The 13,152-nt window shown below is 64.3% G+C and carries 15 protein-coding genes, 1 tRNA gene and 1 pseudogene; 13 read left to right on the forward strand and 4 right to left on the reverse strand.

Annotated features, from left to right (window positions below; all coding sequences use genetic code 11):
* Positions 1-716, reverse strand: a pseudogene (locus ACH107_RS10400) (integrase); the annotation flags it as partial.
* A gap of 228 nt (positions 717-944) precedes the next feature.
* On the opposite strand from ACH107_RS10400, the gene ACH107_RS10405 reads away from it, so the two are divergent.
* The 5 genes from ACH107_RS10405 (at position 945) to ACH107_RS10425 (ending at position 4,935) form a co-directional block, all read left to right on the forward strand.
* Entirely contained in the window at positions 945-2,192 is a 1,248-nt protein-coding gene (locus ACH107_RS10405; RefSeq protein WP_412505790.1) for a tyrosine-type recombinase/integrase, read from the forward strand.
* Positions 2,189-2,812: a hypothetical protein gene (locus ACH107_RS10410; RefSeq protein ID WP_412505791.1), complete on the forward strand. Its 624-nt coding sequence runs from the start codon at positions 2,189-2,191 to the stop codon at positions 2,810-2,812. Before ACH107_RS10405 ends, ACH107_RS10410 begins: the two co-directional genes overlap by 4 nt.
* A 73-nt stretch (positions 2,813-2,885) precedes the next feature.
* A complete protein-coding gene (locus tag ACH107_RS10415) occupies positions 2,886-3,074 on the forward strand; it encodes a helix-turn-helix transcriptional regulator (RefSeq protein WP_412505792.1) in 189 nt (62 codons plus the stop codon).
* Positions 3,071-3,871, forward strand: a complete 801-nt coding sequence (locus ACH107_RS10420; protein WP_412505793.1) for a bifunctional DNA primase/polymerase — start codon at positions 3,071-3,073, stop codon at positions 3,869-3,871. Before ACH107_RS10415 ends, ACH107_RS10420 begins: the two co-directional genes overlap by 4 nt.
* Positions 3,868-4,935 carry a helicase RepA family protein gene (locus ACH107_RS10425; protein ID WP_412505794.1) on the forward strand — a complete coding sequence of 356 codons (1,068 nt, stop codon included), beginning with the start codon at positions 3,868-3,870 and terminating at the stop codon, positions 4,933-4,935. The genes ACH107_RS10420 and ACH107_RS10425 overlap by 4 nt, the downstream gene beginning before the upstream one ends.
* A gap of 261 nt (positions 4,936-5,196) precedes the next feature.
* On the opposite strand, the gene ACH107_RS10430 is transcribed toward ACH107_RS10425, so the two are convergent.
* Positions 5,197-5,403 carry a hypothetical protein gene (locus ACH107_RS10430; protein ID WP_412505795.1) on the reverse strand — a complete coding sequence of 69 codons (207 nt, stop codon included), beginning with the start codon at positions 5,401-5,403 and terminating at the stop codon, positions 5,197-5,199.
* 237 nt (positions 5,404-5,640) lie between these two features.
* Here ACH107_RS10430 and ACH107_RS10435 point away from each other — a divergent pair, with 237 nt between their 5' ends.
* The 7 genes from ACH107_RS10435 to ACH107_RS10465 all read left to right on the forward strand — a co-directional run bounded on the left by ACH107_RS10435 (position 5,641) and on the right by ACH107_RS10465 (position 11,235).
* Positions 5,641-7,173 carry a terminase large subunit domain-containing protein gene (locus ACH107_RS10435; RefSeq protein ID WP_412505796.1) on the forward strand — a complete coding sequence of 511 codons (1,533 nt, stop codon included), beginning with the start codon at positions 5,641-5,643 and terminating at the stop codon, positions 7,171-7,173.
* Entirely contained in the window at positions 7,164-7,526 is a 363-nt protein-coding gene (locus ACH107_RS10440; protein ID WP_412505797.1) for a hypothetical protein, read from the forward strand. The genes ACH107_RS10435 and ACH107_RS10440 overlap by 10 nt, the downstream gene beginning before the upstream one ends.
* On the forward strand, positions 7,510-7,833 hold the full coding sequence (locus tag ACH107_RS10445) for an HNH endonuclease (RefSeq protein WP_412505798.1): 324 nt from the start codon (positions 7,510-7,512) through the stop codon (positions 7,831-7,833). The genes ACH107_RS10440 and ACH107_RS10445 overlap by 17 nt, the downstream gene beginning before the upstream one ends.
* The gene (locus ACH107_RS10450) at positions 7,826-9,088 is read left to right on the forward strand and encodes a phage major capsid protein (protein WP_412505799.1); all 1,263 of its coding nucleotides are present in this window, start codon (positions 7,826-7,828) and stop codon (positions 9,086-9,088) included. The genes ACH107_RS10445 and ACH107_RS10450 overlap by 8 nt, the downstream gene beginning before the upstream one ends.
* The gene (locus ACH107_RS10455) at positions 9,088-9,645 is read left to right on the forward strand and encodes an HK97 family phage prohead protease (RefSeq protein WP_412505800.1); all 558 of its coding nucleotides are present in this window, start codon (positions 9,088-9,090) and stop codon (positions 9,643-9,645) included. The genes ACH107_RS10450 and ACH107_RS10455 overlap by 1 nt, the downstream gene beginning before the upstream one ends.
* 334 nt (positions 9,646-9,979) lie before the next feature.
* Complete coding sequence (locus ACH107_RS10460) at positions 9,980-10,177, forward strand: hypothetical protein (protein ID WP_412505801.1); 198 nt, start codon at positions 9,980-9,982, stop codon at positions 10,175-10,177.
* 2 nt (positions 10,178-10,179) lie between these two features.
* Positions 10,180-11,235, forward strand: coding sequence for a phage portal protein (locus ACH107_RS10465; RefSeq protein WP_412505802.1), 1,056 nt, complete (start codon positions 10,180-10,182; stop codon positions 11,233-11,235).
* Here ACH107_RS10465 and ACH107_RS10470 read toward each other — a convergent pair.
* Positions 11,232-11,711, reverse strand: coding sequence for a hypothetical protein (locus tag ACH107_RS10470; protein WP_412505803.1), 480 nt, complete (start codon positions 11,709-11,711; stop codon positions 11,232-11,234). The genes ACH107_RS10465 and ACH107_RS10470 overlap by 4 nt on opposite strands.
* A 155-nt stretch (positions 11,712-11,866) precedes the next feature.
* Positions 11,867-11,956, reverse strand: a tRNA-Ser gene (locus ACH107_RS10475).
* Positions 11,957-12,175: 219 nt separating this feature from the next.
* On the opposite strand from ACH107_RS10475, the gene ACH107_RS10480 reads away from it, so the two are divergent.
* Entirely contained in the window at positions 12,176-12,964 is a 789-nt protein-coding gene (locus tag ACH107_RS10480) for a DUF2059 domain-containing protein (protein WP_412505804.1), read from the forward strand.
* Positions 12,965-13,152: the final 188 nt, after the last annotated feature.

Raw genomic sequence — 13,152 nt, forward strand, 5'->3', positions numbered from 1 at the left:
CTGATCTGGTCCATCGGGCGGTCCGGTCCGAAATGCTCCACCAGAAGGCCAAGGTAGGCATCCGCCTTGTTCCGCATCTCTTGCGACCACTGCGGCCCAAGCTCGGCTTTGAAATCTGCGATTGCCGCGCTCAGAGACGCGGAGCGGGCCTGTGGTGGCCTTGGCGCTGTCTGGGCAGGTTGTTCTGTGAACGAATAACCTTCAAGGCCCTCAACGGCGCTCAGAATGGCTTTGATCTGATCCCGGCGGGCTTTCCGCATCTCTTGGCGCAAGGATGGCTCATTTTCGGCCCACTGAGCCTCTGTGAGGCCCGCTGAGGCCCGGAAGGCGTTTGGATCAAGGTAGAGGTCCGACAGATCGTCCTCACCCTCTGTGGCGTCCACATGGGCAGCGAGTTCTTGGCGCAGCAGGTCAAGGGACTGATCCGGCAACCCGGTATCGTTCAGCCGCTCCACATACCGATCCAGCGAAGCGGTGAAATAGCTTCGCACCATCTCGCGCATCTCGTCTTGTCTGAGCCTAGCCAAAGCCTTGTTCTCACGCATCAATCGCCCGCATGATGCAAGATGACGGGCAAGATCGCCAGCCCGATCTGAGCACTTGGTGCGCAGGGAAATCCTGACGGTGCGTCGGCTTTGCCGGTCAGCGGAAGGCAAGGGCCAGCGGAAATAGAAGACCCCGTGACGCGACGGTGACAGATAGGCGGACAGTTTCATGGGCGTGGTGCTCCACTTTGTGTCGCACTTGCCTGCCCAACTCTTAAGTCATTGATCTATATGAAAATGGCGGAGAGACATGCAGCCATTCCCAAGTATCAGCATGTAACGGCACGCAACTTTTAACTTATATTTGACAATGCTTTAGGCCGTTTTCCTGTAACACCCTGTTGCGCCCGATACCGTCCAATGCCACACCTTATAGGCGGGTAGGAAGGATGGTTCATCATGCCGAGGAAAGCGAAAGAAATGTCGGCGGTGGAGGTTCGCAAGATCGCGCACCCTGGCACCGGCGGCAATCGCAACGTGGCCGTGGGCGGCGTTGACGGGCTGCTGTTGCAGGTCACACCGACCGGGGCGCGGTCATGGCTGTTGCGCATCACGGTGAAGGGCAAGCGCCGCCAGATCGGCCTTGGCTCTTACCCGGACGTGACGCTGGCGCAGGCGCGCGAACGGGCGCGCGGCGTCAAGGATATGATCTGGCAGGGCATCGACCCGCTGGCCGAAAAGCGCCGCCTCACGTTTTCGCAGGCGATGGAAAAGACGCTGGAGGCGCGAACGGCCGAGTTCCGAAACGAGAAACACAAGAAGCAATGGCGCAGCACCTTGGACGCCTACGCGGTGCCGGTGCTGGGCGACATGGCCGTGTCGGACATTGGAGTGTCGGACGTGCTCCGCGTGCTGGAGCCGATCTGGGCCACAAAGACCGAGACGGCATCCCGGCTGCGCGGGCGCATCGAGGCGGTGCTGTCGTGGGCGACGGTCGGCGGGCACCGGACGGGCGACAACCCGGCGCGCTGGCGCGGCAATCTCGACGCGGTGCTGCCCAAGCCCGGCAAGGTGGCGAAGGTGAAGCACAACCCGGCGCTGTCGCTGGCCGATGCGGCGGACTGGTTCACCGATCTGCGCAAGCGCGACGGCATGGCAACGCGGGCGCTGGAGTTTGTCGCGCTCACGGCGGCACGATCCGGCGAGGTTCGCGGCGCGACGTGGGCCGAGATCGACTTGGACGCGGCCGTGTGGATCATACCGGCCGAGCGGATGAAAGCGGGCAAGGAACACCGCGTTCCGCTGACGCAAGAGGCCGTGGCGCTGCTGAAGGCGCTGCCAAGGATGAAGGGCAGCGACTACGTGTTCCCGGCCGCACGCGGCGGCGCATTGTCCGACATGGCGCTGAGCGCCTGCATGAAGCGGATACACGAGGCGCGCGACGGCGGGTATCTCGACCCGCGTTCGGGCCGTCCTGCCGTGCCTCACGGACTGCGCAGCACGTTCCGCGATTGGGCGGCAGAGCGCACCGAATTTGAGCGCGACATGGCCGAGATTGCCTTGGCGCACAACGTGGGCAGCACGGTCGAGCGGGCCTATCGGCGCGGCGACATGATCGAAAAGCGGCGGCAGATGATGGCCGCATGGGCGCGGTTCCTCAAAGGCGAGGCCGGGGCCAAGGTGGTGAAGATGGAGGCGGCAAGATGAATGATTTTATCGGGTTGGACGGATGGCCTTGCGAGTTTGCCGACAGCTCATTTGGTGCCGGGCTGATACAGGCAATCCGCGAGATACCCGGAGCCGAGGCTCTGGAGGCACAGGACATCGAGGGCAAGGCGCGAATGCTATATTCGGTGGCGCAAGGTGGACGTGATGAAGAAATGCCGCGCAATCGGCCTGCATCGCAGAAGGCCAGCGAGGGCGAATTGCGAAAGCTGGCCGCACTTGCGGAAAAGCTGGAGCGGCATATCCTGTCAATGCGCCAGCCTGCCGTTTCGGCGCTCTATACCGAAGGCGCGCACGTCTTCGAGCTGGTGCGGGCGCTGCAAGAGACGCAAGAAAACGCCCGCCATGCGTTCTCCGCGCTGGAGGTAGAAGGCACGCCAAACGGCGCACCAAAGAAGATCGAGGCGGCGGAGGTTGCCTTTCTCGCGTCTCGCATCTTCGAGCATATCAGCGAACGCCGGGCGACTTTCACAACCGATCCGCTAACCGGCAAGGTGAGTGGCGCTTGGCCGGATTTTCTATCTGCCGTTTTTGATGCGCTTTACATCGACGCATCGGTGGCCGCGCAGGTTCGCACGATAAGTGAGAAAACCCCGCGCTAATGAGCGCATTATCTCATTTATGAAAGCGTCCTGAAATCTGGCTCATTGGCTCCTGTAACGAACGGAGCCAATCATGCCCGAGACATATCTTAGAGATACTGACTGCGCCGCGCGTTACGGTATCTCGCGCAATACAGTCTGGCGGTGGCAGCGCGAGCGCACCGACATGCCGCAGCCGGTGCGCCTTTCGGCGGGCTGCACCCGCTGGAAATTGTCCGACCTGATCGCGTGGGAGCAAGTCCGCGCTGAGACGGCGGCATGAGCGGCATTCCCTTCAACATCTTCCCTGTCGGCGCTGACAAGGCTCCGCTTGTTGCGGGCTGGCAGGATAAGGCCACCCGCGACGGCTACACTATATCGCAATGGGAGGCCCACGGGGCTGTCGCATGGGGCATCCCATGCGGGGAGGCCAACGGCCTGTTCGTGATCGACTTGGACGTGGACAAGGCCACGGGCGAGCCGATGGGCGAGGCCAGCTTGAAGGCTCTGCCCCGCTATGCCGGTCTGCTGGATCATGCGAACGTCCACACGCCATCAGGCGGGCGGCACGTCTATTGCCAGCACTTTGACGGAGGACGCAACACCACGTCCAAGATCGGCCCCAAAATCGACACGCGCGGACAAGGCGGCTATGTGGTCGCGCCCGGATCGTTTGTCGAGGGCGGTTCCTATCTCGGCCACTTCCCTGAGAGGTTGCCCCCGGTTCCCATGGGTCTGCGGGCGATGCTGCTGCACACGCCCCCGGCACCGGCCCGCACCTTCGACCGACTGACGCCCACGGGCGAGGTGGAGGAACTGCTGACCCACATCCCTGCGGACCTGCCTTATCAGGGCTGGGTTTCGATCCTGATGGCCTTGCACGACCGTTTCAACGGCTCTGACGAAGGTCTCGCCCTGGCGGATCGGTGGAGCGCGACCGGCGCGAAATATCGCAAGGGCGAGGTTGCCGCCAAGTGGCGCAGCTTCAAGCGCACTGGCGTGACATGGGCCACGGTTCCGGCGCTGGCCCGTCAGAACGGGGCTGACCTTTCCGACATTGCGCGGAGGTGGACGGCATGACCGTGATTAACCTCAACATGAACGCTTCCCGCGCGTCCGAGATCGAAACCCGCCTTGTCAGCTTGTCGGCAATCGAGGCGGTTCTGACCAACAACTATATGGTCAAGGGGTGGCTGGATCGGAATTGCCTGTCGATGCTCTACGGGCCGTCCAATGCGGGCAAGACGTTCGTCGCGCTCGACATAGCCATGCACATTGCGGCGGGTAGCGAATGGCGTGGGCGGCGAGTGAACGGCGGGCCGGTCTTATACATCGCGGCTGAGGGCGGCGCGGGCATCCGTAACAGACTGGCCGCGATCAAGCGCGACAAGCCCGACTTGGCGTCCGCACCCTTCACCCTGTTGCCTGTCGGGCTGGACCTGCACGGCCAAGGCGATGCAATGGCCGTCTGCGAGATCATGCCGGACGCCGACCCGGCGCTTGTGGTGATCGACACCTTGGCCCGGTCTATGGGCAGCGGCGACGAAAACACCGCCAAGGATGCGGCCATGTTCGTGCGCAACTGCGACCTAATTCGTGAGGCAACAGGCGCTCACGTCATGGTGGTGCATCACACTGGCAAGGATGAAGACCGAGGCGCGCGCGGTTCCTCTGCGCTCCGGGCGGCGGTGGATAACGAAATCCAAGTTACCGCAAGCGGCGAGATCATATCTCGCAAGCAACGGGACCAAGAACCGCCTGACCCTCTGTATTTCACGCTGCGGTCTGTGGTGCTGGGCGACGATGAAGATGGTGACAGCGTGACAAGCGCGGTGGTGGATGCAGCCGAGCCGCCCACGAAGGAACGAAAGCCGCTGACCGGCAAGAACGAGGTGGCGATGGCGGCGCTCAGCGACGCTCTGCGCGACCACGGGGAGGCCAAGAGCGGCAACCTGTATCCGTCCAATCGCAAGGTGGTGCATGTCGATCATTGGCGGGAAGCCTGTGACGCCCACGGGCTGACCAATGGCATCAGCGATAGCTCTGCGCGCGTGGCGTTCAAACGGGCCAAAGACAAGCTGATGGACTTGGACGCGGTGCGCGAGTGGAGCGACCACGTTTGGAGGGTTCACGATGAGGATTGACCGTTACAGCCGTTACAGCCGTTACAGCCCGTTACTGTGCGTTACATGTTCGGGACAGAGTTACCGTTACGAACGTTACACACCCCTATGGGGTGTAACGGGTGTAACGCTGTCGAGGTGGCCGCTGATCTGGTGCCAATGCCCCGCTTTCTGTGCAGACGTGTAACCGACCGCCCAACTGTTCCGTTCTCTCTCCGAAAAAAATTCGGGGTTGGGCAGCGAGTCATCGCAGAGCGGAGGTGTCTCTTCGCACTGTGGAGCCTAGGAGCCAAAGTTCACAATAAGCAATGCTCCAACAACAGCACCGATAATTGCAGAAAGACCGCCAACTCCAGTGGAAATCCATGTAGTTTTCTTCGCCAAATCCTCGGCGGCTTTTTCTGTTCGGCGATCCAGCTCCATTTTCGCAAAATTGGACCGCCTGCCGCCCTTCTTTGGATATGGGTGTATCGTAAAGAGCAATGTCACGGCGCAATCTCGCGGTGGTCATCTGTCTCAAGCGATCCGCGAGCGCCTCTTCGCCGTGCACCGGTTCAGGTTGCCCCTTGTAGTTAAAGACGTGGTAGGTTTCGGACTTGTCCATAGCTCTTCCCTAGTCCCTTTCGAGCAATACGAACAGGAAACTCGCACAAACCGTTCCAAGCCTGCAATCGGCCATATCGAAACACCCGGACTGCGGCATAGTTCAAAAGGTGAGGCGGTCTGATGGCGCGGGCATCGAAAGAGGCATCGGCCGCTCTGCGCTTTCTGTCGCGGCTCACGGTTCCCGAGGGGCGCACGGCCGGGAAGCGGTTGAAGCTGGCGAGCTATCAGAAAGACTTTGTTCGCGGGGCCTTCGCCAAGGGCACGGCCGTGGGGCTGCTGTCGATCGGTCGCGGCAACGCGAAAACGGCGCTTTCATCGGGCCTGTCGCTGGGGCACCTGATGGGCGAGATCGCGCCCCAGCCCAAGCGGGAAATCATCTTCGCGGCCCGCAACCGGGATCAAGCCAAGATCGCGTTCGGCTTTCTGGTCGGGTTCATCGAGGGGCTGACCGAGGAAGAACAGGAACAATTTACGATCCGACGCGGCTCCAAGCTGGAGGTGGAGACGGCCGAGAATGGTGGCGGGCTGGCGCGCGTGATCGCGGCGGACGGCAAGTCGATCCTGGGCGGCGCTCCGACGCTGGCAATCCTTGACGAACGGGCCGCATGGGAAAAGGAAAAGGGCGACAATCTCGAAAACGCAATTTTGTCCGGTCTGGGCAAAAGAGACGGCCGGGCGCTGATTATCTCGACCAGTGCGCCGGATGATGCGAACACCTTTTCCCGGTGGCTGGATGAACCGCCACCCGGCAGTTACGTGCAGGAACACCGGCCGGAGCCGGGCTTGCCGCCCGACGATCTGGAAAGCCTGCTTATCGCCAATCCCGGCGCGCGGCAGAATATCGGCTCGACCCCGGAATGGCTGATTGCGCAGGCCCGGCGGGCGATGGCGCGGGGCGGTTCTGCGCTGTCATCGTTCCGCAATCTCAACAGAAACGAGCGTGTCGCGTCCGACGATAGGTCGGTGCTGGTGACAACGGATGAATGGCTTGCGGCCGAGGTCGCGCCCGATGCTCTGCCCGAGCGGGCCGGGCCTGTCGTGCTGGGCGTTGATCTGGGCGGTTCGCGCAGCATGTCGGCGGCGGCGCTGTATTGGCCCGAGACGGCGCGGCTTGAATGCGTGGCAGCCTTCCCCATGAGGCCGGGCCTTGCGGATCGTGGCGCGGCTGACGGCGTGTCGGGCCGCTATGTCGAGATGAGCGACCGGGGCGAGCTGGTGACAATGGGCGACACGACCGTGCCCGTTGACCGCTTCCTTGCGGACGTTGTGGCGCTTCTGGACGGGCAGGCACCGGCCGCAATCGTGGGCGATCGTTTCCGCCATGCCGAGTTTGTCGAGGCGCTGCGCGGGGCCGGGCTGGAGCGTGTTCCCTGCGTTTGGCGCGGAATGGGCTGGCGCGACGGCTCCGAGGACGTGGAGCGATTCCGGCGCGCGCTGTTCGAGGGCAAGGTGCGCACCCTGCCGTCGCTGCTGCTGCGCTCCGCCTTCGCTGATGCAATCACAATCGTTGACCCGGCGGGCAATCACAAACTGGCAAAGGGCCGCTCGACCGGCCGGATCGACCCAGCGGCGGCAACCGTCCTGGCCGTGGCGCAGGGCGTTCGGATGATCGGCGCACCGAAAAGCAAAGGAGGGCGGATCGCATGGACCTGACCGCAAGAGCAAGCCGGATCATCGCGGCGCAAGGGCGCGCGGTGACGCTGAAACGCGAGGCACCGGGCGGCACAGATGCTTTCGGCGGCACGTTGCCGGGCACGGTGACGGACTATCCCGCTACGGCCGTAACGGCGCGCTACAGCGAAGAATTGGCGGCGCTGGCCGGTGGGCTGCTGGAGGTGGGCGACCTGCGCCTGTTCATGGCGGTGGACGTAGCGGTGACACCGCAACCCGATGACCGCGTGACGGCCGAGGGCGAGGATTACCGCGTGGTGCGCGTCTCGCCTGTCGGGACGGCGGGCGCGGCTCACTACTACGACATGCAGGTGCGGCGTGACCCGGCGGTATAGCAGGCATATCACGCGCGGCCCGCGCTGGCGGGCGTTGCGGCTGGAGGCGCTGCGCCGTGACGGCTGGGCCTGTGTGGACTGCGGCGGCCGTCAGCGGCTGGAGATCGACCATATCGAGCCGGTGCGCACCGCGCCCGAACGCGCCTTCGACCTGACCAATCTGCAAACGCTCTGCGCGTCCTGTCACACGCGCAAGACCCGAATTGAGTGCGGGCATCCCGTTCTCAGTCCCGAGCGCCAGCAATGGCGCGACCTGCTGCACACGCAGCAAAAACCTACCGAGCACGAAAGGAAATCCGATGCTTGAATCGAAGAAACTGGAGCTTCGCCGCTCCGAAATCCGGCAAGAGCTGGCAACGCTGGCAGCCAAGCCGGAACCGAACGAGGATGAAGTGCGCAGCATGGAATCGCTCGACAAGGAATATCGCACGGCCGAGACCCGCTATCGCGCGGCGCTTGTGGCCGAGGATGAAGAACGGCGCGAGGCCGGGGGCGAGCTGGAAACCCGCGGCTCGAAGGAATGGGCCGAGATGCTGGGCCGCTTCGAGGTGCGCCAAGTCGCGGCGGCGCTCGACCACGGGCACCAGATCGACGGCGAAACGGCGGAGATCGTGCAGGAGCTGCGCAGCCAAGGGGCCTATCAGGGCATCCCGGTTCCTTGGCAAGCCCTGGAGCAACGCGCGGGCGAGACCATCGCCAGCGGCACCCCGGACCCGATGCAGACCCGGCCGATCATCGACCGGCTGTTCCCGCAATCGGTGGCCGGGCGCATGGGCGGGCAGATGGTCAATGTCGGGCAAGGCGAGCTGGAATATCCCGTCGCCACGTCCGGCGCGTCGGTGGGCTGGCAGGCGTCCGAGACGGGCGACGTGGCAAGCCCGAGCGCCTACGCCACGACCGACAAGCCGCTTGCGCCTGACAACACGCTGGGCGTCCAGATGCGCATCACGCGCAAGACCCTGAAACAGTCGGGCGCGGCTCTGGAGCAAGCAGTGCGCCGCGACATGAACGGCGCGATTGCGCAGGAAATGGATCGCGCGGCCTTCCTGGGCGCGGGTTCGAGCGGCGAGCCGCTGGGCGTGATCGCGGGCGCTTCGACCTACGGCATCACCGAGACGGCCGTTGACGCGGCGGCGGCGTGGGCGGCGTTCCGGTCGGCGGTGGTGCGGTTCATGACGGCGAACGCGGCGGGCAGCCCCGACGCGGTGCGCCTGCTGATCCGGCCCGAGGTCTGGGACGCGATGGACGGCACCTATATCGACACCGGCACGGGCGTGACGGAATGGGACCGGCTCACCCGCAACATTCCGGCGGGCAATGTCGCCATGTCTCCGAACGCGCTGGCCGATCCGACCGGCAGCCCGGCGGCGTCCAATGCGCTGCTGACCACGAACGCGGGCGGCGTGTCGCCTTTCTTCGTGGCGACGTGGGGCGCGGTCGATCTGATCCGTGATCCCTACACCGACGCGGCGTCCGGTGGCCTGCGCCTCACGGCGCTTGCGACGATGGACATCACGGTTGCGCGGGCCGCGCAGCTCGAAGTCCTGACGGGCGTCCAGTGATGCTCTGGGGCGGTGTAGCAGGCGGCGGGCTGGAGCTGCGCCGCCTTGACGGGGGGCGCGTTCGCATTGCGGGCGCGTTCCCCTACGGTTCGCCTGCCGAGCTGGGACGGGGGCGCGTGGAGGTTATCGCTTCCCGCGCCTTCGCGGCCCGGCTGGAGGCTGGCGAGGATATTCACCTTCTGAGCGGGCACGACTTCGAGAAACCGCTTGCCAGCCGCGCAGCGGGCACGCTGGAGCTGCGCGACGGTGACGACGCGCTGAGCTTCGAGGCGACAATCGCGCCCGAGACGACATGGGCGCGCGACTTCCTGGCGGCGCATGACGCGGGGCTGATCCGGGGCCTATCGCCCGGCTTTCGCGTCTCGCCCGATGGCGAGCGGATCGAAGCCCGGTCGGGCGTTGTGCGGCGCACGATCACGGCGGCGGACCTGTTCGAGCTGAGTGCGGTCACGCGGCCCGCCTATGACGGCGCGCAGATCGAGGCGCGGAATTGGAACGCGACCGAGGCGGCACCCGATGACGGGCTGCGCCGGGCGCTCAATCGCTGGAGGGCATGATGGAGATTTTGCAACGCGACGAGGCCGTGCCCGCGTCCTATCCGGCGGTGCCGTCCGGGCTTTCGACGGCGGCGATGCTGCTGGACGCGGCGGCGCTCTGGGCGCGGATCGAGGCGCACACGGCGCACCGCTTCACAACGCGCGAGGTGGTCTGGACGGTGGAAGGGCCGGGCGAGTTTGTGCCCGATCTGCAACCCGCCGCAATCACGGCGCGCGAGGTCTGGTACGGCGCGGCATGGATCACGGCGAGCCTGTCGGACGGGCCGCTAAGCGGCGTTCTGCTGGCCGGTGAAGGGCCTTACCGGATCACGGCGGACGTGGGGGCGGCGGTGACGTGCCCGCGCCCGTCTCCGAGGCTTACAGGCGCTTGGCCGAGTATCTGGCCGAGGATGGCAACCCGGCGGGCGCGTCCAGCTACAGCTACCGGCTGGGCGACGTGGAAGAAACGACACAACGCAGCCCGGCGCATGTCGCGCGGGCGCTGCAAAACTCAGGCGCGGCCGATCTGCTGCGCACGTTTAGGAGGGCCTGACAATGGGTATTCTCGACATATTCAAGCGCAAGGCACCGGAAACGCGGGCGAGCGCGTCGGGCTTCACGGCCGAAATCATGTCGGCGCGCGAAAGCTATATCAGCGGGCGGCGCGGGCTGGCCGAGCTGACCGCGACGGCGCAAACCTGCGTTTCCCTATGGGAAGGCGCGATGACGCTGGCCGAGATCAACGGAACCGAGCTGATCGGGCGGCGCGTGCTGGCGATGGCCGGGCGCAGCCTGGCGCTGCGCGGTGAAGCGGTGTTCCTGATCCGCGACGACCGGCTTGTGCCCGTATCGGATTGGGATTTGTCCACCCGCGACGGCGAGCCGCGCGCCTATCGGCTGAGCGTGTCGGAAGCGGGCGGCGGGCGCACGCAAACCGCCCTGGCGGGCGAGGTGCTGCACCTGCGCATCGGATCCGATCCGGTCGCGCCCTGGCTGGGCGTGGCACCGCTCAGGCGGGCGCAGCTCACGGCCGGGATGCTGCACGCGGTCGAGACGGCGCTTTCCGAGGCTTTCGAGAACATGCCGCTTGGCTCTCAGATCGTGCCTTTTCCCGAAACCGAGGATACCGACCTGACCAAGCTGGCGCGGGGCTTCAAGGGCGCACGCGGCAAGCTGCTGTTGCGGGAATCGGTGCAGGTGACGGCGGCGGGCGGGCCTGCCCCTGCGCAGGACTGGAGGCCAAGCGACGTAACCCCGGGCCTGAGCCGGGCCATGACGCGCGAGACGCTCACAGCGGCGCGTGACAGCGTGTGCGGGGCGTTCGGCGTCCTGCCCGGCTTGCTCTACAACGCGACCACGGGGCCGCTTGTGCGGGAAGCACAGCGCCACCTTGCGCAATACACGCTCCAGCCGGTCGCGGCGCTGCTGGCCGAGGAAGCAACGGAAAAGCTGGGCCAGCCGGTCGCGGTGGACGTGATGCAGCCGCTCCAAGCGTATGACGCGGGCGGGCGTGCTCGAGCCGCAGCTAGTATAATTCAGGCGCTCGCGCAGGCTAAAGAGGCAGGCGTCGATCCTGACACGGCAATGAAGCTGGTGGGATGGGAGGACTAGGCACCATGCTTTTTTTTGATTTCGGAAAATAATTTGGCCGCTGAGGCCGCCAGCTTAGCGCGAGCCTTGGAGAGATCGGCTTCGAGGCTGTCGCCGGGAGCCAGCTTTTGCCGACTCAAAGCCAAATATTCGTGCAGCTGACTTTGAAAGTCTCGCGCATCAATGTCTTCTGACGCAAAAATAGAAACAATAACAAGGGCTTGAGACTCAACTTTCCGAGACCAAACGAATTTCTCGAACTGTTCGCCTGATAAATTGCCTTCCTTGACCCGTAACAAATCCCGATAGACGACGGCTTGGTTTTCGGCTTCTTCGTCAATGGTTCGGAGGCAATCACATAGAAGAGCCTTAAGCTCGGCACCAACGTTACGCCTATGCTCGCGTGACGAAGACAAGTATTTGTCCACTATCGGAGCGATAATCGCAATCAAAGTGCCAAGAGATGTGATTACCAGGGCAATGTCCCGGATCTCCATCAGAACCGTCTCCTTCTGAGAACGAACCACCATCGCAGAAAACATATCTGGCTCGTCGTATGCAACGACGCTTGCAGAGTTGGCGGGTAGGATGTTTCCGACCGTCCGCTTAATCCATCTAAGCCATTGGTTTTCAGACATAAAATTGGATGGAATGGCGGAGAGACAGGGATTCGAACCCTGGGACCCCGTGAAGGGTCAACGGTTTTCGAGACCGCCCCGTTCGACCACTCCGGCACCTCTCCGCGATAGGGGCGCGTTTACTGCCGTTTGACCGCAGAGGCAAGGGGGCGGGTTTGTTTCTGGACAGAATTTTCCTCGGGTCGGGGGCAATCGCCGTGCAGGGAAGAGGAAAGGATGTGGTGACACTCGGTATCGTATCGTTTTGGGGTGCGCTGCGACGCGCCTTGGGGTCATGGGGAAACAAAGCGTGCCTCGCGTGCGGTCGCGGTGTCCTGCTGGCCGTGGCAGTTTCCGTCACCATGCCTGCCAGTGCCGCCGCAAGCGATATCGGGCGTCTGGTCGAGCACCTGCGGATCGCCGATACGGTCGAGATCATGCGCGAGGAGGGGCGTGCTTATGGCCGGGACATCGCGCGCGAAATGTTTCCGGATGCCGACCCGGACGCCTGGGAGGCCGTCGTCGCGCGTATTTACGACGGCGAAAAGATGCGGGACCTGATCGTGGATCGGCTAGACGAGGCTTTGGCTGCCACCGACCTTGAGCCTTTGCTTGTCTTCTTCGGATCGGAAACCGGGCGGAAAGTTGTCGCGCGCGAACTGGCGGCGCGGCGTGCCCTGCTGGCGCCGGGCGCGGAGGCCGCGGCGCTGGACACCTATGACGAAATGCGCGCCTCCGGCGCGCCCTTGCTGGTGCAGATCGACCGTATCATCGATGACAGCGACCTGGTCGAGCTGAACGTCATGGGCGCGCTGAACGCGAATCTGATGTTCTATCGCGGACTGGCCGACGGTGGTGCCTATGACCTCGCGGAGGCCGACATGATCGCTGATGTGTGGTCGCAGGCGCCGAGCCTGCGCAGGGATACCGAACAATGGCTTCATGCTTTTCTGTTGACGGCGTATCGCCCCTTGGCGCCCGCGCGTCTGGAGTCTTATGTCACGCTTTATCGCACGCCCGAGGGCCGTGCGCTCAACCGCGCGATGTTTCTTGCCCTCGACGAGATGTATGACGAGATTTCCTATCTGACGGGTCGTGCCGTGGCGCGCTACCTGCGCAGCCGCAAACTGTGACCCGTTTGGCATGCGGCAGACCCCTTGACTTCGCGCGCCGTCTTGTCGATAAGCACGCATCCCGGCGAGCCTCGGCTCGCGCGGGCAGTGGAAATGTCGCCCCGCACGGGGCGCGCGGTCCGAGGCGGCGCAGGCCGAAACACCCGTTGAGGGGGCCACAGGACGCGGAAGATGAAAGGAAATGCAGG

The organism is Roseovarius halophilus (ex Wu et al. 2025) (assembly GCF_047086965.1).